This window comes from Pseudomonas sp. XP2, from assembly GCF_053557975.1.
In genome coordinates, this window is record NZ_JBNRIK010000005.1 from 104,102 (window position 1) to 127,276 (window position 23,175).

Annotated in this window: 20 protein-coding genes; 14 read left to right on the forward strand and 6 right to left on the reverse strand. The window is 63.8% G+C overall.

Features of this window, described 5'->3' with window-relative positions:
* Window positions 1-33 precede the first annotated feature (33 nt).
* Both soxR and ACK1VC_RS08275 read left to right on the forward strand, forming a co-directional pair.
* Window positions 34-489, forward strand: a complete 456-nt coding sequence (soxR, locus tag ACK1VC_RS08270; protein WP_023049466.1) for a redox-sensitive transcriptional activator SoxR — start codon at window positions 34-36, stop codon at window positions 487-489.
* Window positions 490-635: 146 nt separating this feature from the next.
* Window positions 636-884, forward strand: a complete 249-nt coding sequence (locus tag ACK1VC_RS08275; protein ID WP_016485569.1) for a CsbD family protein — start codon at window positions 636-638, stop codon at window positions 882-884.
* Window positions 885-936: 52 nt separating this feature from the next.
* Here ACK1VC_RS08275 and ACK1VC_RS08280 read toward each other — a convergent pair whose 3' ends face one another.
* From ACK1VC_RS08280 to ACK1VC_RS08295, 4 genes are all read right to left on the reverse strand, one after another.
* Window positions 937-2,190, reverse strand: coding sequence for an OprD family porin (locus ACK1VC_RS08280; RefSeq protein WP_016485568.1), 1,254 nt, complete (start codon window positions 2,188-2,190; stop codon window positions 937-939).
* A 67-nt stretch (window positions 2,191-2,257) separates the two neighbouring features.
* Entirely contained in the window at window positions 2,258-3,562 is a 1,305-nt protein-coding gene (locus ACK1VC_RS08285) for a CitMHS family transporter (protein ID WP_016485567.1), read from the reverse strand.
* A gap of 113 nt (window positions 3,563-3,675) precedes the next feature.
* Window positions 3,676-4,983 (reverse strand): dicarboxylate/amino acid:cation symporter, encoded by a 1,308-nt coding sequence (locus tag ACK1VC_RS08290; protein ID WP_102689354.1) that lies wholly within the window; start codon window positions 4,981-4,983, stop codon window positions 3,676-3,678.
* Window positions 4,984-5,055: 72 nt separating this feature from the next.
* The gene (locus tag ACK1VC_RS08295) at window positions 5,056-6,135 is read right to left on the reverse strand and encodes a 4-oxalomesaconate tautomerase (RefSeq protein WP_016485565.1); all 1,080 of its coding nucleotides are present in this window, start codon (window positions 6,133-6,135) and stop codon (window positions 5,056-5,058) included.
* A gap of 147 nt (window positions 6,136-6,282) precedes the next feature.
* Between ACK1VC_RS08295 and ACK1VC_RS08300 the strand changes: the two genes are divergently transcribed.
* Window positions 6,283-7,176 carry a LysR family transcriptional regulator gene (locus ACK1VC_RS08300; RefSeq protein ID WP_016485564.1) on the forward strand — a complete coding sequence of 298 codons (894 nt, stop codon included), beginning with the start codon at window positions 6,283-6,285 and terminating at the stop codon, window positions 7,174-7,176.
* 25 nt (window positions 7,177-7,201) lie between these two features.
* Here ACK1VC_RS08300 and ACK1VC_RS08305 read toward each other — a convergent pair whose 3' ends face one another.
* Window positions 7,202-7,498, reverse strand: a complete 297-nt coding sequence (locus ACK1VC_RS08305) for a DUF3144 domain-containing protein (RefSeq protein ID WP_016485563.1) — start codon at window positions 7,496-7,498, stop codon at window positions 7,202-7,204.
* Window positions 7,499-7,884: 386 nt separating this feature from the next.
* Between ACK1VC_RS08305 and mtlD the strand changes: the two genes are divergently transcribed.
* The 5 genes from mtlD to ACK1VC_RS08330 all read left to right on the forward strand — a co-directional run bounded on the left by mtlD (window position 7,885) and on the right by ACK1VC_RS08330 (window position 14,573).
* Window positions 7,885-10,029, forward strand: a complete 2,145-nt coding sequence (gene mtlD / locus ACK1VC_RS08310) for a bifunctional mannitol-1-phosphate dehydrogenase/phosphatase (RefSeq protein WP_191087419.1) — start codon at window positions 7,885-7,887, stop codon at window positions 10,027-10,029.
* Between the two features lie 284 nt (window positions 10,030-10,313).
* Window positions 10,314-11,096, forward strand: coding sequence for an aldolase (locus tag ACK1VC_RS08315; RefSeq protein WP_016485560.1), 783 nt, complete (start codon window positions 10,314-10,316; stop codon window positions 11,094-11,096).
* Window positions 11,097-11,140: 44 nt separating this feature from the next.
* On the forward strand, window positions 11,141-12,028 hold the full coding sequence (locus ACK1VC_RS08320) for a dihydrodipicolinate synthase family protein (protein ID WP_016485559.1): 888 nt from the start codon (window positions 11,141-11,143) through the stop codon (window positions 12,026-12,028).
* Window positions 12,029-12,097: 69 nt separating this feature from the next.
* Window positions 12,098-13,312, forward strand: a complete 1,215-nt coding sequence (locus tag ACK1VC_RS08325) for a benzoate/H(+) symporter BenE family transporter (protein WP_023049012.1) — start codon at window positions 12,098-12,100, stop codon at window positions 13,310-13,312.
* Window positions 13,313-13,370: 58 nt separating this feature from the next.
* Complete coding sequence (locus ACK1VC_RS08330) at window positions 13,371-14,573, forward strand: MFS transporter (protein ID WP_016485557.1); 1,203 nt, start codon at window positions 13,371-13,373, stop codon at window positions 14,571-14,573.
* Between the two features lie 114 nt (window positions 14,574-14,687).
* On the opposite strand, the gene ACK1VC_RS08335 is transcribed toward ACK1VC_RS08330, so the two are convergent.
* Window positions 14,688-15,995: a T6SS phospholipase effector Tle1-like catalytic domain-containing protein gene (locus ACK1VC_RS08335; protein ID WP_016485556.1), complete on the reverse strand. Its 1,308-nt coding sequence runs from the start codon at window positions 15,993-15,995 to the stop codon at window positions 14,688-14,690.
* A 231-nt stretch (window positions 15,996-16,226) separates the two neighbouring features.
* Between ACK1VC_RS08335 and ACK1VC_RS08340 the strand changes: the two genes are divergently transcribed.
* Genes ACK1VC_RS08340 through ACK1VC_RS08365 form a run of 6 tightly spaced genes read left to right on the forward strand, consistent with a single transcriptional unit; the run spans window position 16,227 to window position 23,041 of the window.
* Entirely contained in the window at window positions 16,227-17,186 is a 960-nt protein-coding gene (locus ACK1VC_RS08340) for an AAA family ATPase (RefSeq protein WP_016485555.1), read from the forward strand.
* 4 nt (window positions 17,187-17,190) lie between these two features.
* Entirely contained in the window at window positions 17,191-18,135 is a 945-nt protein-coding gene (locus ACK1VC_RS08345) for a DUF58 domain-containing protein (RefSeq protein WP_016485554.1), read from the forward strand.
* Window positions 18,132-18,626, forward strand: a complete 495-nt coding sequence (locus tag ACK1VC_RS08350; protein ID WP_016485553.1) for a DUF4381 domain-containing protein — start codon at window positions 18,132-18,134, stop codon at window positions 18,624-18,626. The genes ACK1VC_RS08345 and ACK1VC_RS08350 overlap by 4 nt, the downstream gene beginning before the upstream one ends.
* Window positions 18,619-19,695: a vWA domain-containing protein gene (locus ACK1VC_RS08355; RefSeq protein WP_016485552.1), complete on the forward strand. Its 1,077-nt coding sequence runs from the start codon at window positions 18,619-18,621 to the stop codon at window positions 19,693-19,695. Before ACK1VC_RS08350 ends, ACK1VC_RS08355 begins: the two co-directional genes overlap by 8 nt.
* Window positions 19,692-21,410 (forward strand): vWA domain-containing protein, encoded by a 1,719-nt coding sequence (locus tag ACK1VC_RS08360; RefSeq protein WP_191087418.1) that lies wholly within the window; start codon window positions 19,692-19,694, stop codon window positions 21,408-21,410. The genes ACK1VC_RS08355 and ACK1VC_RS08360 overlap by 4 nt, the downstream gene beginning before the upstream one ends.
* On the forward strand, window positions 21,407-23,041 hold the full coding sequence (locus ACK1VC_RS08365) for a BatD family protein (RefSeq protein ID WP_016485550.1): 1,635 nt from the start codon (window positions 21,407-21,409) through the stop codon (window positions 23,039-23,041). Before ACK1VC_RS08360 ends, ACK1VC_RS08365 begins: the two co-directional genes overlap by 4 nt.
* Window positions 23,042-23,175 lie beyond the last annotated feature (134 nt).

Sequence of the window (23,175 nt, forward strand, 5' to 3'; positions counted from 1 at the left end):
ATAAGAGCTCAACTTAACTTGAGGTCAACAGGCATGGCAGCGGACAACACGCGGATGCTCACAGTGGGTGAAGTGGCCAGGCGCAGCGGCGTGGCGGTGTCTGCGCTGCACTTCTACGAGACCAAGGGGCTGATCGCCAGCGTGCGCACGGCTGGCAACCAGCGCCGCTTTCCCTCACTGGTGCTGCGTACACTGGCGATCATCAAGGTGGCGCAGCGCACGGGTATTCCGCTGGAGGAAATCAGGCAGGCGTTCAGCCGCTATGCGCCCAACAGCAAGCTTACGGCGGCGCAATGGGGTGAGATGTCCACCGCCTGGCGCGAAGACCTGAACGCCCGCATCCGCACGCTGGAGGCGCTGCGCGACAGCCTCGACAACTGCATTGGTTGCGGTTGCCTGTCGCTGGAAGACTGCCCGCTGCGCAACCCCGAGGATGTGCTGGGCAAGGAAGGTACCGGGGCACGGATTCTGGAGAAGAAGGCCCGCTAGCCTCGCGCTCTCGAGCCATGTGCAACCCTTCGCAACAGCGCGTGGCCTGCAGGTGGCAAGCAGTTGCTTGGAACCATTGCGGTCCTTCACCGCCCTAACCCTGTGCTGTTAACCCAAAGCCGATCACAGGAAGGAACAAAGCCATCATGAAACGTGAACAGATCGAAGGTGTTGCAGAGAACCTCGCAGGCAAGGCACAAAGCGCTGTAGGCCGTCTGGTCGAAGACCCGGCGCTGGAAGCCGAAGGCGATGCGCGTCAGGCCGCAGGCCAGGTGACCAAGACCTACGGCGACACCCTGGATACGGTGTCTTCGTTCGTCAAGGAAAAGCCCTTCGCCGCACTGGCCATCACCGCCGCCGTCACACTGGTGGTTTCTCGCCTGCTGCGCCGCTGAACCAAGGCGCCTCAGGCGGCTCAGGGCCGGAGATATCGTCCGGCCTGTGCCATCACCAGATGGCAATATCGTAGGTCAGGTACAGGCGATTGCTGTCTCGGCCGCGGGCGAAATCTGATCGATACACATAGTTTCGCAGCTTCACGCCCAGCCCTTTCAGCGGTCCGCCCTGTACCACGTAGGCAATCTCGGCGTCACGCTCCCACTCCTTGATGCCCTCGCCAGCTGAACGGCCATTGTCCCCACTCAGGTACCGCGTCATGAAGGTCAGCCCCGGCACCCCGGCTGCTGCGAAGTTGTAGGCGTAGCTGGCCATCCAGGTTTTCTCTTCCTCCTCGATGAATTTGCCGATGCCGACGTTGCTGAACGAATACACGGTCGCACCGCTGATGTACGGCAAGCCGGCTTCGCCATCGAGCACCTGGTAACCGGCACCCACAGAATGACCGGAATGCGCGTACGCCACCTGGCCGCTGAACATGTGGTTGTCGATGCCGCCGCCGTAGGCCGCCCCGCTGTCGCGGCTTTTGAAGTAGCGCAGGTCGGTGGTCAGTACCCCGCCGGCCAACGGCAGGTCATGGACCAGCCCGGCAAAATCCTGGCGATAGAAGTTTGCCAGCTGGCCATGGTAGACACTCAGGCGCAGTTGTTTGGTCACGGCATAATCGGCACCTGCAAAGCTGAAGTCACCCGATTTGCCGCCCCCATATCCGTCCAGATAGATACCGGTGCTGTCAGACGAGTCACGCTGCTTGAAGCGGTCGAGGTGCCCGGCCGTCAGGGTCAGCCCGTCGATATCCGTGCTGGTCAGCTGAGTGCCCTGGTAGGTCTGCGGCAGCAGCCGCGCATCGTTGTAAACCAGCACCGGTGTCTTTGGCAGCAAGGTGCCGTACCTGACCACGGTCTGGCCCAGACGTGCCTTGGCCGTGGCCCCGGCACTGGCAAGCTCCTGCGCTGCGCGGCCATCGTCGTGCACCGGCAACAAACCCGTGCCGCTGCGCCCACGACCGGAATCGAGGCGCAAGCCTAGCAGCCCCAGTGCATCGAGCCCCACGCCCACCGTACCTTGGGTAAAGCCAGACTGGTAGTCGAGCAGAAAACCTTGAGCCCACTCCACCCGTTCGCTTTTGGCGGTGGCGGCCGCGCGGGCGCTCATACCGTGCTCGTCACGGAAATTCTCGTTGAAATACACATTGCGCAACTGCAGCTTGAGCTTGCTGTCGTCGACAAAACCGGAAGCGCCGGCAACAGGCAGCCAGCCGCAAAGCAGGCCACAGGTGGCCCCACGGAACACAGCTCGGGACATGATCGGTACTCTATTGTTGTTTTCTGAGTGAGCGGGAGCCCGGGCGCCTGGCAACGCCCGGTAATGCTTAGACGAAGAAGGACAAGGCGCCCGTGAGCAGCGCCAGCGCTGTGATCACCAACGAGGTGAGCACGGCCCATTTCACGGTGGCTTTCTGGAAGTCACCGATATCACGGTCGACCATGCCCACCAGCAACAAGGTGGAAGCCACCAGCGGGCTCATCAGGTGCACAGGCTGGCCTAGCACCGAAGCGCGGGCAATTTCCACCGGGTCGATGCCGTACGCGGCCGCGGCGTTTGCCAGGATCGGCACAACGCCGAAGTAGTACGCGTCGTTGGACAGCACAAAGGTAAGCGGCATGCTGGTCAGCGCCACCACCAGCGGGAACCAGTGGCTCCAGGCTTCCGGAATCCAGTCCACCAGGGTCTGGGCCAACGCATCGACCATCTTGGTACCCGAGAAAATACCGGCGAATATGCCTGCGGCGAACACCAGCAGCACCACGGTCATGGCGTTGCCCGAATGGGCGAGGATGCGCTCTTTCTGCAGGTCCAGCTGCGGGTAGTTGATCATCAGTGCGGCGACAAAACCGATCATGAACAGGATGGCCGCGTGCATCAGCCCCAGCACCAGCGCGGTCATCACGGCGATCACCAGCACCAGGTTCACATAGGCAAGGCGCGGGCGCTTGTGCGGGCTGTCCCCGAGGATTTCCTTGATGTAGCAGTTACCCCCTCCCGACTCCAGCGCAATATTGCCGATACGCCGGCGCTCGGTGCGACCAAGCAGGTAAGCGGTGAACACCACCCACAATGCGCCGCCGATGACGGTGGGCAACATCGGAATGAAGTATTCGGTCGCATCCAGACCGAGCGCGGCAATGGCGCGGGTGGCGGGGCCGCCCCAAGGGCTCATGCCGCTCATGATGCTCAACGACAGCATCGACACGGTGGCCAGGATCATCGGGTTCATGCCGATCCGCTTGTACAGCGGCAACATGGCGGCGCAGGTAATCATGTAGGTCGTGGTGCCGTCACCGTCCAGCGCCACCAGCAGCGACAGCAAGGCCGTGCCGATGGCGATCTTGACCGGGTCGCCGTTTACCCGTTTGAGGATCTTGCGGATCAGCGGGTCGAACAGGCCAGCGTCGATCATCAAGCCGAAGAACAAGATGGCAAACAACAGCAGCGCGGCAGACGGTGCGACCATTTTCAGCCCATCGAGCATCATCTTGCCCAGGTCTGGCGCGAAGCCGCCAACCAGGGCGAAAACAATCGGAACGACGGTCAGTGCAACGATCGGGGACAGGCGTTTACTCATGATCAGGTAGGTGAAAGTCACCACCATGATCAGGCCCAAGAGTGCGAGCATGGTTTGTTCTCTTGTTTTTATTGTCTATGTGGCCACCTGCAGCGCAGACGGCCCCCTACCCCACCCGGCAGCGCCTGGTGGGGGCCTTGTCAAAAGGGTGAAGGAGTGGGTGTTCAGCCGTGGCGGCGCGGTTCGGCGACCCAGTCGGCGGATTCAACCACGGGGGTGGCCACCGGCTCGCCGTTCAGGCGGCTGTGAAGCGTCTGGCGGTCACAGGCATTTTCCGATAGCGAAACCACCACCGTAGCCACTGCGTTGCTGGCAAGACTCGTCAGCGCACGGGCTTCCGACATGAAGCGATCGACGCCGATCAGCAGGGCCAGGCCGGCCAGGGGAATGTCATGGATAACGGTAAGGGTCGAGGCCAAGGCCACAAAACCGCTGCCGGTGACACCTGCCGCGCCCTTGGAAGACAACAGCATGATCGCCAGCATGGTCACCACCTGGCCCAGGCTCAGGTCGATGTTGCAGGCTTGTGCGATGAACACGGCTGCCAACGACAGGTAGATGGCAGTACCGTCAAGGTTGAAAGAATAGCCGGTGGGCAGCACCAGGCCGACCACGCCTTTCTTGCATCCAAGCTTCTCGAGCTTTTCAAGCATGCGCGGCAGCACAGGTTCGGTGGACGAGGTGCCAAGCACCACCAGGAACTCCTCACGGAAATAGCGCAGCAGCTTCCACAGGCTGAAGCCATGGGCCCGGCAGATGCCACCGAGCACCACCAGAACGAAGAACGCACAGGCGATATACAACGTCCCCACCAGCTTGGCCAGCGAGCCGAGGGAGGTAATGCCGTACTGGCCTACGGTGAATGCCAGTGCGCCGAAAGCGCCGATCGGGGCAAAGCGCATCAGGTAACCGAAGATGCGGAACACCATGGTCGACGCCGATTCCAGCACATCCAGTACCGGCTTGCCCTTTTCGCCCATCGACGACAGCGCGAAACCGCTGAGCACGGCGATGAACAGCACCGGCAAGACCTCTCCCTTGTTGAAGGCACCGACGAAGGTGTCCGGGATGATGTGCATGAAGAAGTCCACCACGCTCAGCTTGGCGGCCGAGGCGGTGTACTGGCTCAGGCCTGCAGTACTGAGGGTGGCAGGGTCGATGTTCATGCCACTCCCCGGCTTGAACAGGTAGACCGCCGCCAGTCCGATCACCAGGCTGACCACCGTCAGGCCCAGGAACAACAGCAGGGTCTTGCTCATCAGCCGCCCCAGCGAGCGCTTGTCGGTCATGCCGGCGATGCCGGTGACGATGGTGCAGAACACCACCGGCGCAATCATCATCTTGATCAGCTTGATGAACGCATCACCCAGCGGCTTGAGGGCCACGGCCTGTTGCGCCCAGAAGTGGCCGACCACCACGCCCAGCAGGACGGCGCAGAGGATCTGGAAGTACAGCGATTTGGCGAGTTTCATGGGGCATCACCATTGTTGAAATTGTGCGGATGCGCTTGCTACGAATGTGCGGGGCTTGATCGACGCCTGGTGCTACCCGGCCAACCTGCGGAATGTAGGGGCGTAGACGAAGCCTGAGAAGAGCCGCCGGGCGGTTCGTACGACCGAGGCCTGGATCGTCTGGCCATCGGCACCGCTGCGCGTCAGGGCGATATCGATGCCGCCACTGGGGTGCTCGAGTCGGACCTCGGTCAGCTGCTGCGCGCCTTCGCCCAGCAGGTCGGCAATCACCGTGCCGGGGCTGACGCAGGCAGTCGCCAGCCCCACTGCGCCAGTGATAGCCAAGGCGCGATGGCAGTTGTGCGGCATGAAATAGCGAACCTGCAGCGTGCCGTCGTAGCGAGGCCTGGATACCAGCACTGGTTTGGGAATGACCATGCCACTGACGTCGCCCAGGCCCATGGCCTTGCCGGCCTTCAACCGCAATGCTTCAAGGCGTTGCAACAGTTCGCTGTTGGCGTCCAGCTGGGCCGGGGTTTCCGAGCCGGTGACACCCAGCTGGCTGGCCTCTACCACCATCATCGGCATGGCCATGTCGATGCAGGTCACCGGTACACCATCGATCAAATCCTTGGCCTGACCGGTGGGGAACAGCTTGCCGGTCTTGCTGCCGACTGCATCAAGGAAAGTCAGGTGCACCGGGGCCGCCGTGCCTGGTACGCCGTCGATTGCGGTTCGGCCTTCGTAGCGCACGATGCCGCCTGGGGTTTCTACCAGCGAATTGACGAAGGTACCGGTGTTCAGGTTGCGAATACGGACCAGGGTCTTGCCTTCCTTGCCTTTGACCAACCCCTGTTCGATGGCGAACGGGCCAACGGCACACAGCATGTTGCCGCAGTTGGGAGCAGTATCGACCCGCCGCTGTGCAACCATCACCTGCACGAACAGGTAGTCGACGTCGGCGTCGGCGTGCAAAGACGGGCTGATGATCGCCACCTTGCTGGTCTGCGGGCTGCCGCCACCGATGCCGTCGATTTCCAGCTCATGGCCAGAGCCCATCAGGTTGATCAGCAACTCGTCGCGCTCGACCACATTGGCAGGCAGGTCCCAAGCGTGGAAGAACGGCCCTTTGGAGGTACCACCGCGCATGAGTACGCAAGGAATTCGTTGCATGATTTCGCACCCTTGTTGATCAATGGACATCATTGATGCTGTGAGCAAAAGAGTGACAGGCATGGATAAATCAATCCAATGCAAATATCGTAGCCATTATTGCGATTCAAACATTAATCAAGCACGGCGACAGTAGCGGGTTTTCTTATGGAATATGAGCTGCAAGACATCAGATCTTTCGTGAAAATCGCCGAACTCGGCAGCTTCCACGAGGCCGCCGAAGCGCTTCACCTGTCCCAACCAGCGCTAAGCCGGCGGATCAAGAAGCTCGAGGAAGGCCTGGGCACCTCGCTGCTGGAACGCACCACTCGCCGGGTCAGCCTGACCAGCGTGGGCCGCGACTTCCTGCCCAAGGCCAGGCGCCTGCTGGATGATTTTGAAGACTCGATCCTCAGCATTCGCGAGCTGGCCGAGCGCCAGACCGGCCAGGTTACCCTCGCCTGCATTCCCACCGCAGCGTTCTACTTCCTGCCGTCGGTGATCCGCGATTACAACGAGCAGTACCCTAAAATCCGCATTCGCCTGCTGGACCTTAGCGCCAACGACGGGCTCGAAGCAGTGCTGCGCGGCGAGGCCGACTTCGGCATCAACATGATGAGCGGCCAGCACCCGGACATCGAGTTTGTCTCACTGGTGCAAGAGCATTTTGTACTGGCGTGCAGGCGCGACCACCCACTGGCAGAACGCGCATCCGTTACCTGGACAGAGCTGGCTGATTACCGCCTGATCGGCGTCGGCCGCCTGAGTGGCAACCGCATGCTGCTGGACCATGCGTTGTCCGGGCTCAACCTGCGGCCCAAATGGTTCTACGAAGTGCAGCACCTGTCGACGTCGCTGGGCATGGTCGAGGCCGGGCTGGGCGTGTCGGCCATGCCCAGCCTGGCCATGCCCAACGCTGATCACCCGACGCTGGTGAGCGTGCCGTTGATCGAGCCGCAGGTCACACGCACCCTGGGGCTGGTGTACCGGCGCGGTGCGTCATTGTCGCCTGCGGCGGAGAAGTTCGTTTCGATCCTGCTGCAGCAGTGGCCCAACCGTTGAGTCGCGGCTGCGCAGGCAGGTGAGGTCAGGCGTCCTTGCCCAGCACAATGCGGTCGAAATGCTCGATGTGCTCATCCAGATTATCTTCGAGCATCATCCGGTACTGCTCGCAGAAGTACTTCAGAATCTCCTCCCGGGCTGCCGCAAGTTCCGCGCCCGACTTGAAGCTGCGGGCGCTCATCCAGGCGCTGAAACGCGTGGCGCCAAAGGTCAGCGAGGCACTTACCTTGCCCAGGTCTTCGAATTTTTCAATCTGCTGGTTGGCCAGGTCGATGTGCGCATCGGCGCGGTCATAAAAGGCCTGATCGGTAGCTTGGGTCATTGCGCTTCACCTTGTAACGGAAGCCCAAGCCTTGCATGGCGGCGCGCATACGTGCAAGGCTGAAAAAGGATGACCCATGACGAAAAAGGAAGCAAAGCACCTTATGCTTGGAATCACACGTATCCATCGCTACTTGCGCCCACTGCCTGCAAAACCGACTGCAGCCAGTGGGCGTGACCTCAAGGCCAAACCAGTTGCCCGCCTCGCCTCAAAGGTTACAAACCTGCTCTGCACGCCCCGCTCCGCCCCGCCTTACCTCTGCGTCACCCCTGAGCGCCCCCCTGTCGACCGTGTGCCCCCTACCTGACTGCCATCGCTGCAGCTCACACACCGTATTCGCCTGTTACAGGCGGGATGTATGACGCAACAACAAGGGGCAATACCCAATGCTTTTCTTTCACGGTAAACGCATTTTCAGCGCCATCTTCGATATGGATGGCACCCTCTTCGACACCGAACGCTTGCGCTTCAAGACACTGAAGCAAGCCTCTGTGGAAATCTTCGGCAAAGCGCTGAGCGAGGACACATTGATCGGCTCGCTGGGTTTGAGCGCGACCAAGGCCGAAGCCTTGGCCAAGGCGCATAACGGTGAAAACTTCCCGTACGCCGAGATTCGCAAACGCGCGGATGAACTTGAGCTCGAATATGTGCGCAATCACGGCGTACCCATCAAGGCCGGCCTGCTGGAGGTACTCGAACGCCTGCGCAAGTCGGGGTTGACCATGGCAGTGGCCACCTCCAGCCGCCGTGCCATTGCCGAGGAATACCTGATCAATGCCAATGTGCTGAAGTATTTCGACATCACTGTCTGTGGCGATGAAGTCAGCCAGGGCAAACCCCACCCCGAAATATTCCTGAAAGCCGCACGCGCGCTCAATTGCGAACCCGATCAGTGCTTCATGGTCGAGGATTCAGAGAACGGCATGCTGTCGGCCATCCGCGCCGAAGGCCAGGCGATCCTGATCGAAGACATCAAGCCGCCCGCTGCCCAGATCAAGGCAGGCGCACTCAAAGCCTACCGCAGCATGCATGAGTTTCTCGCCGACCTGAGCGAGTGCGTACCTGACTTGGGCATGCCAGCATTGAGCGAGCCGTTCCCGGCTTCGTTGAACCAGTTCAGCGTGGGCATTCATGGCTTCGGCGCCATCGGCGGTGGGTACCTGACACAGGTATTTTCCCATTGGGACGGCTACACCCGGCCCCGTGAAATCATCGCCGCGACCCGCTCGCGCATGCTGCGCGAAAGCGTCAATGCCTTCGGCCGTTACAGCGTGCGCTACGGCGCCACTTCGTTCGACCAGACCATCGACAATGTACGCATGATCGACCTGGACGATGACGACGCCGTGATCGGCATGTACACCACTGCCGAAATTGTCGGCCTGAGCCTGCCCGAGCAGGCCATCCGCAACCAGGCGAAGGTGATCGCCAAGGGGCTGCTGCAACGTTTCGAACGACGTGGCCGTGAGCTGACGCTGCTGATCGTGCTAAACAAGGTAGGCGGCGCCGCGTTCGTGCGCCGCCATGTGCAAGCGGAGCTGGCATTGCTGTGCCCGCCGGCCATTGGCGAGCAAGTGCTGGAAAAGACCCATTTCGCCGAAACGGTGGTCAGCCGCATCGTCTCCAAGCTCAGCAATGACGCACTGGTACGGCAACTGCGCATCAAGTCGCAGATGTTCCAGAACAGCCTGGAAGACGAACCGGCAGTCGCCACAAAGGCATCCACGCCAGTGCCTGAGTACGAACGACTGATCGGGCGCTTCAGGCCTTTCGCCCAGCCGAGCAGCGCGATGAGCCAGTTGCACCTGATCCTGTTCAACAGCGAACCCGACATGCCGCTGTATGTAGAGCACGGCAGCGAGCTGCTCGAGCGCCTGCGCCAGGTGAAGACGGTGCCTGACATCACCCAGATCCAGGTCATCAAGAACCGCCTGTGGAACGGCCCACATGCCGTTGTTGCCTGGTACGCAAGCCTGCTGGGCCATGATTCGGTGGGCCAGGGTATGGGCGACGCGCGTGTCAGCGAACTGGCCGAACGCCTGATTCGCCAGGAAGTCGGGCCCGCACTGGTGGCGGAGTACCCACACATGGCCGAAGTGGTCAGCCGTTTTGCCGATACGTTCCTTGAGCGCTGTGCAACCTCGTTCAAAGACCCTTGTGCCCGGGTGGGGCGCGACCCGTTGCGCAAGCTTCAGCGTAACGAACGGGTCCTCAGCAGCATCGACCTTGCACGCAAACACGGTATCGAAACCCCGGCACTGACGTTTGGCGCGGCCTTGGCCATTCACCATGCGTTGCGCTGCGAAGACAGCAAGGACCAGGAAGCCCAGGCGATCAGACAGGTTTATCGGGAAAACGACGCCAGCGTTGAGGCCGTGCTTACCCGTGACGGTGACTGTAATGACAAGCGTTTTCCAGGATTGCACCCGATCAGGGATGAGCAGCTGATCACCGCCATTTCAGAGGCGTTCCGACAGTACCCGCAAAGGGATATGGCAACCAGGCGGGACGACCTTTGCATAGGCGCATGAGGTACTGCATAAGCCTGCAACCCGCGCAGTGAATGGCACGGGCTTCGCCCGTGTTCGCGGGGCAAGCCCGCTCCCACAGGGATCGCGCCAGCTTTTAGAAGTTAAGCAAGACAGTTGCTCCCACCTTGATCGCGCTAGCTTTCAGAGGGTTGCCAGCCAGCCCCCCCTTTTGAATGACTCAATGCTTGCGCATGACACAAAGTGTCATTAAGATCGCCGTGTGTCCTGGCGACGCCATCACGACGAACAGCCAGCGCCCGCCCTTTCCCATGCAGGTACCGCCCATGACGACCACCATGCACATCCCCAAGGACCAGTTGGTCAAGCTGGCCCAGCAGCAGATGCTGACGGCCCTGGCCGACAACACCTACACCGCCCGACAAAAGCTTGCCCTCACCTGCCGCATCCTGTTCGATGGCGGCCACGACTCCGGCCTGGCCGGGCAGATCACCGCTCGTGCGCAGGAACCTGGCACCTATTACACCCAGCAACTGGGCCTGGGCTTCGACGAAATCGCTGCCTCCAACCTGCTGGTGGTGGACGAAGACCTCACCGTGCTGCAAGGCCGCGGCATGGCCAACCCGGCCAATCGCTTCCATAGCTGGCTGTACCGGGCCCGCCCCGACGTCAACTGCATCATCCACACCCACCCGCTGCACAGCGCCGCCCTGTCGATGCTTGAGGTGCCGTTGGCCATCTCGCACATGGATCTTTGCCCGCTGTTCGACGACTGCGCATTCCTCAAGGAATGGCCAGGCGTACCGGTGGGCAACGAGGAAGGTGAAATCATCGCGAAGGCGATTGGCGACAAGCGTGCAATCCTGCTCTCCCACCACGGCCTGCTGATTGCCGGTGGCTCGATCGAGGAAGCCTGCGTGCTCGCCCTGCTGTTCGAGCGCGCAGCAAAGATGCAATTGCTGGCCATGGGCGCCGGTGACATCCGCCCCATCCCTGAGGCACTGGGCAAAGAAGCCCACGACTGGATCTCCACCCCCAAACGTCATGGCGCCGCGTTCAGCTACTACGCACGCCGTGCCTTGCGTGCCCATGGCGACTGCCTGGGCTGATCGAAGCTGTACTCTTTCCTCAACAACGGCAAAGGTGCCTGGTCATGTCTACACCTGTAATTCGCGGCGTTATCGGCTACACCATCACTCCCTTCACGGCTGAGGGCACGCTCGACCTTGATGCCCTGGGCACGTCCATCGACAGCCTCATCGCAGACGGCGTGCACGCCATCGCACCGCTGGGCAGCACCGGCGAAGGGGCCTACCTGTCCGACAGCGAATGGGAAACCGTGGTGCGCTTCAGCCAGGCACGCATTGCCGGCCGCGTACCCAGCGTGGTCAGCGTATCCGACCTGACAACCGCCCGTACCGTGCAGCGTGCCCGCCTCGCCCAGGCCTGCGGTGCCACAGCAGTGATGGTGCTGCCCATTTCCTACTGGAAGCTCACCGAAGCCGAAGTGGTTGCCCACTACAAGGCCGTCGGCGCGGCCATCGACATTCCGATCATGCTCTACAACAACCCGGGCACCAGCGGCACCGACCTGTCGGTGGAGCTGATCCTGCGCATCCTCGGCGAAGTGCCCAATGTGACCATGGTCAAGGAAAGCACCGGTGACATTCAGCGCATGCACCGCCTGTTCAAGGCCACCGACGGCCGGGTGGCCTTCTATAACGGTTGCAACCCGCTCACCCTGGAAGCCCTGGTGGCTGGCGCCACGGGCTGGTGCACCGCCGCACCCAACCTGATACCAGCCCTGAACCTGGCGCTGTGGGACGCCGTGCAGCAAGGCGACCTGGCCCAAGCGCGCGCGCTGTTCTACCGCCAGTTCGAGCTGCTGGAATACATCACCCGCCGTGGCCTGCCCACCACCATCAAGGCCGGCCTGAAAATGCTCGGCCAGGATGTCGGCGCGCCGCGCCTTCCCCTGCAGCCGCTGGATGCGCAAGGCAGCAACTACCTGAAAAGCCTGCTGACCGAACTGGCCAACTGACCTTGAAACCTGCCCGGCGGCACCTCGCAGCCGGGCCCCTGCTGCACCCGACCTTCACCAGAGGCAACCATGGACGCGCCTGCACAAAGCTCTTCAACCCCGTTTCGGCCTACAGACCTCCTTCACCCCGTGATAGCCGGGCTCGTTTCGGTCATCGTCAACTATGGCGGCACCTTCATCCTGGTGTTCCAGGCGGCCAAGGTGGCCGGGCTGAGTCCAGAGCTGACGTCATCATGGGTCTGGGCCGTGTCGATCGGCGTCGGCCTCAGCGGCCTGTTGCTGTCCTGGTACAGCCGCGAGCCGATAATCACGGCATGGTCCACGCCAGCCGCAGCATTCCTGGTCACCGCCCTGGCCAGCGTGCCCTACAGCGAAGCCATCGGTGCCTACCTGCTGTCGGCCGCGGGCTTCGTGGTGCTGGGGCTGAGCGGGTGCTTCGAGCGCCTGGTGCGGGTGGTCCCTGGCGGCATTGCCGCCGGGCTGCTGGCGGGCATCCTGCTGCAGTTCGGTATCGGCGCCTTTGCCAGCCTGTCGCTCGACCCCGTCCTGGCCGGGCTGCTGATTGCGGCCTATGTGGCATTCAAACGCTTCACCGCCCGTTATGCCGTGGTTGGCATTCTGCTCCTGGGCCTGGGCTACCTGCTGCTGCAGGGGCAAGCAGGCCTGACGGCATTGCAGCTGGAATTCGCCTCACCAGTGTTCACCGCGCCCACCTTCACCCTCAACGCCGCCCTCAGCGTGGCCCTGCCATTGTTCCTGATCACACTCACCGGCCAGTACATGCCAGGCATGCTGGTGCTGCGCAACGACGGTTTCAAGACCAGCGCCAACCCGATCGTCGCGGTCACGGGCCTGGGCTCATTGCTGATGGCGCCATTCGGTTCCCACGCCTTCAACATCGCCGCTATCACGGCGGCCATCTGCACCGGCAAGGAAGCCCATGAAGACCCGGGCAAGCGCTGGGTGGCGGGGATTGCTGCCGGTGTCTGCTACATCGGCGTGGGGGTGTTCGGGGTCACCCTGGCCAGTGTGTTCATGGCGCTGCCAGGTACCTTTATCACGACTCTGGCCGGCCTTGCCCTGCTGGGCACCATCGGTGCCAGCCTGGCCGGCGCAATGGCGGATGCCAGCTCGCGCGAAGCGTCACTGATCACCTTCCTGGCGGCGGCGGCCAACATCAGCCTGTTCGGCATTGGCGGGGCCTTCTGGGGGCTGGTCATTGGCCTGCTGGCGTATGCCGTGCTGAACGGGCGCCTGCCACGCGCCAGCCGTTCATCCCGATAGACAGCTTACAACCAACCTACCCTGCGCCCTGTATCCACGCCGTTCGACAGGTATCGACATGCCCCAAGCTGGCCCCAAGCTTCTTACCCAAATTGCTGCCGTGCACTTTGTCAGCCATGTGCACATCATGCTGATCCCGGCATTGCTGCCCGTCCTCCCCGGCCTGCTGGGTGTGGGGTTCGTCGAGCTTGGCGTGGCCCTGGCGGTGTTCAACATCGTCTCTGCCTTGGTGCAGGCACCGTTGGGCTTTGCCGTCGACCACTACGGTGCGCGCAAGGTGCTCAAGGCCGGGTTGCTGCTGGGCAGTCTCAGTTTCCTGATGCTGGCGGTCAGCCCCGGCTATGCGGTATTGCTGGTAGCGATGGCCTTGGCCGGGCTGGCCAATGGCGTCTACCACCCTGCCGACTACGCGTTGCTGGTCAACGGCATTGAGGCAGGCCGCCTGGGGCGATCGTTCTCGATCCATACGTTCGCCGGTTTCCTCGGTTCGGCGGTAACGCCAGCGGTATTTCTCGGCATCGCCGCCGTGTTGGGTACCCAGGCCGCCCTGGCAGCAGGTGCGGTGGTAGGTATTGCCGCGCTGCTGCTGATCTCTGTGCCACGCAGCGGCATTTATCAGGTTTGCGGGCATGGCAACAAAAGTGACGCTGGCCTTGGTGCTGCGCCTGGCCGCGTGCGCTTGCTCACGCCGATGATCGGTGTGTTGACGGTGTTGTTCATCCTGCTGAACCTGAGCACCAGTGCCATCGAGAAGTTCTCCGTGGCCGCCCTGGTCCAGGGCCAAGGCCTGACCCTGGCCTGGGCCAACACGGCGCTCACGGCGTTTCTGCTCAGCAGTGCAGTGGGCGTTTTGTGCGGCGGAGCCCTGGCTGACCGCACCCGCCGCCATGGCCTGGTGGCGGCCATGGCCTTTGCCCTGGCGGCGGCGCTGACGACGCTGGTGGCGCTGGGGCTGGTGCGGGACTGGGCATTGGTAGCGGTACTGGGGGCCATCGGCTTGCTGACCGGGGTCATCGCGCCGTCGCGGGACATGCTGGTCAAGGCGGCGGCACCCCGTGGTGCCGAGGGTAAAACCTTCGGGCTGGTCTCGACCGGCTTCAACATCGGCGGCGCTCTCGGGCCCATTGCATTCGGCTGGATGCTCGATCAGCGCCTGCCCGAAGGCATCTTCATCGCTTCGGTGGTGTTCATGCTGCTGACCGTGCTGCTGACCCTGGCGCAGGAGGCATATTTAGCCAGTAAGCGTCGCCAGCTGGCTTAGACCCTAGGGCTGCTTTGCAGCCCTTTCGCCGGCAAGCCAGCTCCCACAGGACTCCACACCTCTTGAGTGCGGCGCGATCCGTGTGGAAGCCGGCTTGCCGGCGATGAGGCCGGTTCAGGTTGATAAAGCTACCGGGTTCGGATGCACCACCCGACCGCCTGCCGCTGGCCGGTTGATGAACAACATATCCAGCACACTGTTGCGCAACCCCTTCAGCGCATTCCAGTTCGCCGAGGTGTGCACATACCTGTCACGCAACAACCGCTGCTCATCCCCGGTCAGGCCAGGCTGTTCACATTCACCCAGGGCAAACGCATGCAACTTGCGGCTGATCTCCAGCAAATCAGCCGGCACCCCATGCTCAGCCTGCCCACCCAACGGCTCAAACGGCACCCCCGCACGCACCGCCAGCTCACGCATGACACTCAGGTACACCCGCGAAAGCTGCCCCGCCACCTCCCGCTCCCGGTACACCGCCGCATACACCTGCTTTTGCGCCTCCTCTGGCCGCCCACCGGCAATCGCTTCTTCCCAGGTAATCACCCGCGCGCCCAAGCCGCCAAATGCCGACGCCAACAACGCACTTACCTTGGCATATGCGCGGGTCTGTTCAGCGCAGACGCGCCGCATCACACGCTGTGACTGCGGTTTGCACAGCAGTACCCGCTCCAGCGTACTGCTCGGGTAACCACCACCAATATTCGAATGCACACCCGGCAACACGATGTCGTGACCGCTGCTCACCAATGGGAAGTTGTGCCGCTGCTCATCCCCCGCCACCAGTTGCACCACATGACGGGCAATGCCGGTACCCAGGCCCAGCCGCAAGCCGCCATGGCGGTCGTCGGCAGGGTCGAAATCGCCCTGCAACGGCGCAATGATCGCAGCCACGGTGTCGAACAGGCCGATGAAATTGATCGTGATACTGCACGGTACTGCCAGCAGCCTGGCGCCGTCGTCGTGCAGCAGATTTGCCAGATGACGCACTGCCGCCGCACCGCGGCTGAAGCCGAACAGGTCGAACTCGACCTGCGCCAGCATGGCCTGCGGATGCGCCCGGCGCCAATCGCGCAGTTGCCCGGCAAGCCCCGCCAAGGCTTCGGTAACCCGCGCTTGCGCCCCCGTGTGGCCACGCCCGGTGGCCGAGGCATAGGTGCCATCCGCCTCACCGGCTCGGGTACCCACCCCCTCCACATAACATTTCAGAAACGCCATGGCCCCGCCCGTATCGGCCGCCTGCGCCGGGTACAGCGCATGCAACAGGGCCACATTGCTCAAGGCGTTGGCATAACTGGCGCCTTTGTCGCCGTTCGCATCCGCCGATATCGCATTGTGCTGGTTGTTACCCGTGCCGTCGAAAAACACGCCGAACCTCAAAGTGAGCGGCGCAGCGGCTTCATTACTGCAGCTGTTCAGTTCCATCGTTGTGCTCCTGCTTGCGTCAGAAGCACAAGCAGGCGCCAGGACCCCGCCGCAGAACATCGGCCTTTGGCCAGCCACTTGCAGGACATTTCTGTATATACAAGGCCCAGGGCTGGATAAATTTCCCAGCCGCCATTGGTCGCCACCCCCCCGGATGGATTAAAGTATCACCCCTTGCCAGGGCAGCTGCCTTCAGCCCCGCCTGCGGCCCCATACCAGGAACCGTCACTGATGGAACACCGTGAAGCGCTGACCGCGCTGCGCACCTTTCTTTCTACCCAGATCCTAGGCCAGGAGAAACTGGTCGAACGGCTGTTGATCGTGCTGCTGGCCGACGGCCACATGCTGGTCGAAGGTGCCCCGGGCCTGGCCAAGACCAAGGCCATCAAAGAACTGGCCGAAGGCATCGAGGCGCAGTTCCATCGCATCCAGTTCACCCCAGACCTGCTCCCGGCCGACATCACCGGTACCGAAATCTACCGCCCGGAAACCGGCAGCTTCGTGTTCCAGCAGGGGCCGATCTTCCACAACCTGGTACTGGCCGACGAAATCAACCGCGCCCCGGCCAAGGTGCAGTCGGCACTGCTCGAAGCCATGGCGGAGCGCCAGGTCAGCGTGGGCCGCAGCACCTACGACCTGTCGCCGCTGTTCCTGGTCATGGCCACGCAGAACCCGATCGAGCAGGAAGGTACCTACCCCCTGCCCGAAGCCCAGCTCGACCGCTTCCTGATGCACGTTAAAATCGGCTTCCCCGACGCAGCCGTGGAGCGGCGCATCCTGGCGCAAGCACGTGGCGAAGCGCTGGGCGGCGAAACCAAGCCCGAGCGCCGGGTCAGCCAGCAGGCCATCTTTGCTGCGCGCAAGGAAATCCTCGGCCTGTACATGGCCGACGCGGTGGAGGAATACCTGGTGCAACTGGTGATGGCCACCCGCACCCCGGCCAAGTTCGACACCGAGCTGGCCGACTGGATCGCCTACGGCGCCAGCCCACGCGGTTCCATCTCGCTGGACCGCTGCGCGCGCGCCCACGCCTGGCTGGCCGGTCGGGACTTCGTCAGCCCCGAAGACATCCAGGCCGTGCTGTTCGACGTGCTGCGCCACCGCATCATCCTGTCGTTCGAGGCCGAGGCGGCGGGGATCGACCAGGACCGTGTGGTCCAGCGCATCCTCGACGTCGTCGCCGTTGCCTGACCCAATGCCCACCGCGCAGCTGGCCGAACCCGGCATCCGCATCGGCCTTGCCGAGCTGATCGACATGCGCCACCGCGTCCGCGAAATCCAGCTGTTTTCCAAGCCCGGCCAGCGCAGCCCGCTGGTGGGCCTGCACCATTCCAAGCTGCGCGGGCGCGGGGTGGACTTCGACCAGGTGCGCGTGTACCAGGCCGGCGACGATGTGCGCAACATCGACTGGCGGGTCACTGCACGCACCCAGGAACCGCACACCAAGCTGTTCCACGAAGAGCGCGAGCGGCCGATCTTCATCCTCGTCGAGCAAAGCCAACGGCTGTTCTTTGGTTCGGGCCTGCTGTTCAAGTCGGTGCTGGCGGCCCAGGCTGCGGCACTGTTCGGCTGGGCCGCACTGGGCCACAACGACCGCATCGGCGGGTTGGTGTTCGGTGACAACGACCCTCACGAAATCAAGCCCCGGCGCAGCAAGCAGAGCCTGCTGCAACTGCTCAACCGCCTGGCCAAGGTCAACCAGTCGCTGCACACCGAAGCCGTGCCCCAGGCCGACAGCCTTGGCCTGGCCCTGCGCCGGGCGCGAGAGGTACTGCGCCCTGGCAGCCTGGCCATTGTCATTTGCGACGAACGTGCGCTGACCGCGCAGTGCGAACAGCACCTGGCCATGCTTTCGCGCCACTGCGACTTGTTGCTGCTACCAGTCTCCGACCCGCTCGACCACGCCCTCCCTGCCGCCGGCCTGTTACGCTTTGCCCAACGGGGCGCGCAGCTGGAACTCGACACCCTGGACGCCAACCTGCGCCAGGCCTATCGCAAGCAGGCCGAAGCACGCATCGAGCGCTGGGAGCTGATGGCCCAGAAACTGCGCGTCGTGTTGATGCCGCTGAGCACCCAAAGCGACATGATCGAGCAACTGCGCGAGTACCTGAACGCCCAGCGGCCAAGGAGCGCGTCATGAACCCGCTCGACCAGTTGCACCCACTGATCGAGCCTGCGCCTGTCGGCCTGTGGCCGCCGGCACCGGGCTGGTGGCTGCTGCTGGCCGTGCTGCCATTGCTGGGCTGGGGCCTGTGGCGGCTGCGCCGCTGGCGCCCGGGCAAACGCCGCATCGTGCGCGCCGAACAACCGCTCGACCCGGTGCGCGTGGCCGCCCTGGCCGAGCTGGCGCGCCTGCCGCGCCCCTACGACGGCGCCCCGGCCGGCGCCTGGCTGCAACAGATCAATGCCCTGCTCAAGCGCCTGTGCCGCAGCCACTATCCAGGTGCCAACAGCCACACCCTCAACGGCCGCCAGTGGCTGGCATTTCTCGACAACCGCTGCCCGGCTGCCGGCCTGACCCGCTGGATGATACTGGTCGAAGGCGCCTACAAGCCTGAGTGCAAGCTTGATGACAAGGCCATTGCCGGGCTCAGCCAAGCCGTCGAAACCTGGATCCGCAAGCATGTTTGAACTGGCCTGGCCGTGGGTCTTCGCCCTGTTGCCGCTGCCTTGGCTGGCGCGCCTGCTGTTGCCAGCCGCCGACAGCGGCGAGCCGGTGCTCAAGGTAGGCTTCCTCAACGAGCTGGAAGGCCTGGCAGGGCGCCGCGCACGGCTCAACCTGCCCACCTGGCGCCAGCAGGCGCCGTTCGTGGTCATCTGGTTGTTGCTGCTATGCGCCGCCGCCCGCCCGCAATGGCTGGGCGATCCGGTGCCGGTGGCCGCCAGCGGCCGCGACCTGCTGGTGGCGGTGGACGTGTCCGGGTCGATGGACTTCCCCGACATGCAGTGGAAAAACGAAGACATCAGCCGCCTCGACCTGGTCAAGGCGCTGATGGGCGACTTCTTGCAAGACCGTGAAGGCGACCGTGTGGGCCTGATCCTGTTCGGCAGCCAGGCCTACCTGCAGGCGCCGCTCACCTTCGACCGGCGCACCGTGCGTACATTCCTGATGGAGGCGCAAATCGGCATCGCCGGCAAAAACACCGCCATCGGTGACGCCATTGGCCTGGCGGTCAAACGCCTGCGCCAACGGCCAGCACAAAGCCGGGTGCTGGTGCTGATCACCGACGGCGCCAACAACGGCGGGCAAATCCACCCGCTGACCGCCGCTCGCCTGGCCGCCCAGGAAGGGGTGCGTATCTACACCATCGGCATTGGCGCCAACCCCGAAGCCAGTGGCACCCCCGGCTTGCTTGGCCTGAATCCGAGCCTGGACCTGGATGAGGCCTCGCTCAAGGAAATCGCCGACATCACCCACGGTGCCTATTTCCGTGCCCATGACGGCGCCGAACTGGGCGCCATCGGCGACGCCCTCGACCAGCTGGAGCCGGTAGCCCAACAGCCTACCCAGGCACGCACGGCCCAGGCCCTGTACGCCTGGCCCCTGGCCTTGGCGCTGCTGCTCAGCGTGCTGCTGGTGGTGGCCGTGCAATGGCCCGACAACCTGTTGCAACGCCTGCTGCGCAAGCCGCGTTTCCTGCAGCCGCACCCGGAATGGCGCCAGCGTCTGAAGCGCCTGCGCCTGAGGAGGCGGCGATGATCGAACTGTGGCCCCAATGGCTTCGCCCGCTGTGGTTGCTGGCCGTGCCGCTGCTCGGCTGGCTGCTGTACAAGCTGTGGCACCGGCGCAAGCGCGCCGGGCGCTGGCAGATGATCTTGCCGCCGGCCTTCCACGGCGTATTGCTGGGCGGTGGCAGCGGCAGCGCAAGCAAGCTGCCGTGGATAGCACTGGGCCTGGCCTGGGCGCTGGTGATCCTGGCCCTGCTCGGGCCCAGCTGGCAGCGTGTGGAAGAAAACCGCCAGCGCCCGGCCGACCCCTTGGTGATCCTGCTGGAGCTGACCCCGCAGATGCTCGCCGACGACAGCCCGCCCAACCGCCTGGAGCAGGCCCGGCGCAAGGTGCTCGACCTGCTCGAACGCCGCCGTGACAGCCAGACTGCGCTGGTGGTGTATGCCGGCTCGGCGCACACCCTGGTGCCGCTGTCCGATGACCTGGCCACCACCCGCAACCTGCTGGAGGCCATCGACCCGTCGATCATGCCAAAACCTGGCCAACGCGCCGACCTGGCCGTGCAAAAAGGCCTGGCCTTGCTGGCCCAGAGTGGCCTGGGCCAAGGGCGTTTGCTGTTGATCGGCTCGTCGCTGAGTGCCCAGGAACGGCAAGGCATCAGCCAGGCCCTCGGCCGTCAAGGCCCAAGCCTGCTGATGCTGGGCATTGGCAGCCGCGAAGGCGCGCCGGTACGCCAGGCCAGCGGCGAATACCTCAAGGACGACCAGGGCGGCATTCTTTTGCCACGGCTGGACAGCGCCAGCCTCAAAGGCTTCATCAACGGCACGGGCGGACGCTACCGGCATGCCCGCATCGACGACCTCGACCTGCGCGGGCTGGGCCTGTTCGACAACCCGCGCACCGCACGCAATGACGGCCAGACCCTGCAACTGGACAGCTGGGCCGACCAGGGTTACTGGCTGCTGATCCCGTTGTTGTTGCTGGCCGCCTGCGCCGGCCGTCGTGGCTGGCTGTTCTGCCTGCCACTGCTGCTGGTCCTGCCACAGCCCAGCCAGGCCTTTGAGTTCAACGACCTGTGGCTGCGCCCCGACCAGCAAGGCCAGCGCCTGCTGGAACAAAACCGCCCGGCCAGCGCCGCACGCCACTTCCAGAACCCACAGTGGCGCGGCATGGCGCTGTACCAGGCCGGCGACTATGCCGGTGCCGCCGAAGCATTTTCCCAAGGCGACACAGCCGCCGCCCACTACAATCGAGGCAATGCCCTGGCCCGCAGCGGCGAACTGGAGGCCGCCCTGGACGCCTACGAGCAAGCCCTGGAGCGCCAGCCAGACCTGCAACCCGCGCTGGACAACCAGGCGCTGGTGCAACAACTGCTGCAACAGCGCGAGGCCAAGGCCGAGGAGCAGTCAGCCAGCAGCGATGCCCAAGGTACACCCGGCAGTGAAACCGAAGGCAATAGCAGCTCGTCCAGCAGCCCGGCCCAAGGCACGCCCGGCAGCGACGAACAGGCCAACGCCGAACAACCCGGTGAAAGCAGCAATAACAACCAGGCCGCGCCCGGCAACCAGGCGGGTGCTGACGACAATGTCACCCAGCCGCCACAGCGCCCGGTTTCGACCAGCCTCGACACCGAGCAGCGCCAGGCCCTGGAACAATGGCTGCGGGAGATCCCCGATAACCCGGCGGAGCTGCTGCGGCGCAAATTCTGGTATGAACAGCAATTGCATCAGGAAACCCCACGATGAGTCGCTTCGGCGTCTTTCTGCTCACCCTGGTATGGGCCGTGCTGGCCCAGGCCGAGCCGCTGCTGCAAGCCAGCGTTGACCGCACCCGCCTGGAAGCCGGCGAGAGCCTGGAGCTGACCCTGGAAAGCCAGGACGTCACCGAGTTCGGCAAGCCCGACCTGCGCGCCCTGGAAGGTGACTTTGAAGTGCGCGGCACGCGCCAGCTGAACAGCCTGCACACCCTGGACGGTGAAACCCGCGCCAGTACCCGCTGGATCATCACCCTGCTGCCACGGCGCAGCGGCAGCCTGCGCATTCCCGAGCTGCAACTGGGCCAGTCGCACAGCCAGGCCATCGAACTGCAAGTGCTGCAAGCCGATGCCAGCCGCCAGGACAGCGCCTCGCAAGTGTTCATCGAAGCGACCCTGGACAGCAACGACGTCTACGTCCAGGCCCAGGCTGTGCTGACCCTGCGCATCTACCATTCGGTGGCGCTGTACGACGACAGCAGCCTCAGCCCGCTGCAACTGGAGAACGCCAAGGTCGAGCCACTAGGCGAATCGCGCACGTATGAAAAGGAAATCAACGGCGTGCGTCATGGCGTGATCGAAACCCGCTATGCGGTGTACGCGCAGCAAAGTGGCAGCCTCGATATTCCCTCACTGACCTTTACCGCCACTGCCGCCGCCAGCAACGACGAAGCGCCACAAGCCAATGGCACGGCGCGCGCCGGCCGCCAGGTGCAGGTCAGTTCGCTGCCCTTGCGCCTCACCGTGCGGCCGATTCCCGCGGCCTGGCCCGCTGGCGTACCATGGTTGCCAGCCCGCAGCCTGACCCTGGAAGAGCACTGGAACCCCGACCCGGGCAGCCAGCAGGTGCAGATTGGCGACTCGCTGACGCGCAACATCACCTTGCGTGCCGAGGGCTTGTCCAGCACCCAACTGCCGCCGCTGCCCGCCACAGAGATCATCGGCTTGCGCCGCTACCCTGACCAACCGCTGCTGCGCAACGAAATCAGCGAGCGCGGCATGACCGCCAACCGCGAAGAACGCGAAGCCCTGGTGCCGACTCACGCCGGTACGCTGACCTTGCCGGCGCTGGAAGTGGCCTGGTGGAACACCCGCGAAGACCATCTGGAACACAGCAGCCTGCCGGCGCGCACCCTGAATGTGCAGGACAACCCGGCGCTAAGCGCAGACACCCCTGTGGGCGACAACAGCAGCGCCAGCACCCTGCTGTGGCCTTGGCAACTGGCCACACTGGTGTTCGCCCTGACCACCGTGCTGGGCTTTGCCCTGTGGTGGCGCGCCCGCTCGCGGCCTGCGGTGCTGCGCGCGGCGCAGAACGGGCCAAGCCCACGTACCTTGCTGGACGACCTCAAGCGTGCGTGCCAGGCCAACGACCCCCAGGCCACGCGCCAGGCGCTGGATGCGTGGGCCCGGCAACAACCGGAAACCCTGGCCGAGATGGCCGCGCGCTTCGTGCCGTTGTCGGATGCGCTGGATGGGTTGAACGGGGCGTTGTATAGCGAGAGTGGCCAGTATTGGCAGGGTGAGGATTTATGGCGGGCGATTGGCACCATTCCGCCGGCTGAGCAGGTGCTGCTGCCGACGGGTGACAACGGCAGCTTGCCGCCGCTTTATCCCAAGTAGGCCACCAGGTGTTCGCCACAAGGTTTTCAGCGCCTGTGAGATCGAGCGCCGCCCGCGCGGCGCATCGCGAGCTGCGCTCGCTCCTACGTTTGTTTCGGGCCAGTTATTCCTGGGGGAATTGCGCGCGAACGCTT

Coding starts and splice junctions, on each gene's coding strand:
- ACK1VC_RS08320 (WP_016485559.1), top strand. CDS start 11,141: ATGTCTACACCTGTAATTCGCGGCGTTATCGGCTACACCATCACTCCC.
- mtlD (WP_191087419.1), top strand. CDS start 7,885: ATGCTTTTCTTTCACGGTAAACGCATTTTCAGCGCCATCTTCGATATG.
- ACK1VC_RS08280 (WP_016485568.1), bottom strand. CDS start 2,190: ATGTCCCGAGCTGTGTTCCGTGGGGCCACCTGTGGCCTGCTTTGCGGC.
- ACK1VC_RS08285 (WP_016485567.1), bottom strand. CDS start 3,562: ATGCTCGCACTCTTGGGCCTGATCATGGTGGTGACTTTCACCTACCTG.
- ACK1VC_RS08325 (WP_023049012.1), top strand. CDS start 12,098: ATGGACGCGCCTGCACAAAGCTCTTCAACCCCGTTTCGGCCTACAGAC.
- ACK1VC_RS08340 (WP_016485555.1), top strand. CDS start 16,227: ATGGAACACCGTGAAGCGCTGACCGCGCTGCGCACCTTTCTTTCTACC.
- ACK1VC_RS08355 (WP_016485552.1), top strand. CDS start 18,619: ATGTTTGAACTGGCCTGGCCGTGGGTCTTCGCCCTGTTGCCGCTGCCT.
- ACK1VC_RS08305 (WP_016485563.1), bottom strand. CDS start 7,498: ATGACCCAAGCTACCGATCAGGCCTTTTATGACCGCGCCGATGCGCAC.
- ACK1VC_RS08315 (WP_016485560.1), top strand. CDS start 10,314: ATGACGACCACCATGCACATCCCCAAGGACCAGTTGGTCAAGCTGGCC.
- ACK1VC_RS08290 (WP_102689354.1), bottom strand. CDS start 4,983: ATGAAACTCGCCAAATCGCTGTACTTCCAGATCCTCTGCGCCGTCCTG.
- ACK1VC_RS08345 (WP_016485554.1), top strand. CDS start 17,191: ATGCCCACCGCGCAGCTGGCCGAACCCGGCATCCGCATCGGCCTTGCC.
- ACK1VC_RS08335 (WP_016485556.1), bottom strand. CDS start 15,995: ATGGAACTGAACAGCTGCAGTAATGAAGCCGCTGCGCCGCTCACTTTG.
- ACK1VC_RS08330 (WP_016485557.1), top strand. CDS start 13,371: ATGCCCCAAGCTGGCCCCAAGCTTCTTACCCAAATTGCTGCCGTGCAC.
- ACK1VC_RS08275 (WP_016485569.1), top strand. CDS start 636: ATGAAACGTGAACAGATCGAAGGTGTTGCAGAGAACCTCGCAGGCAAG.
- ACK1VC_RS08360 (WP_191087418.1), top strand. CDS start 19,692: ATGATCGAACTGTGGCCCCAATGGCTTCGCCCGCTGTGGTTGCTGGCC.
- ACK1VC_RS08365 (WP_016485550.1), top strand. CDS start 21,407: ATGAGTCGCTTCGGCGTCTTTCTGCTCACCCTGGTATGGGCCGTGCTG.
- soxR (WP_023049466.1), top strand. CDS start 34: ATGGCAGCGGACAACACGCGGATGCTCACAGTGGGTGAAGTGGCCAGG.
- ACK1VC_RS08350 (WP_016485553.1), top strand. CDS start 18,132: ATGAACCCGCTCGACCAGTTGCACCCACTGATCGAGCCTGCGCCTGTC.
- ACK1VC_RS08300 (WP_016485564.1), top strand. CDS start 6,283: ATGGAATATGAGCTGCAAGACATCAGATCTTTCGTGAAAATCGCCGAA.
- ACK1VC_RS08295 (WP_016485565.1), bottom strand. CDS start 6,135: ATGCAACGAATTCCTTGCGTACTCATGCGCGGTGGTACCTCCAAAGGG.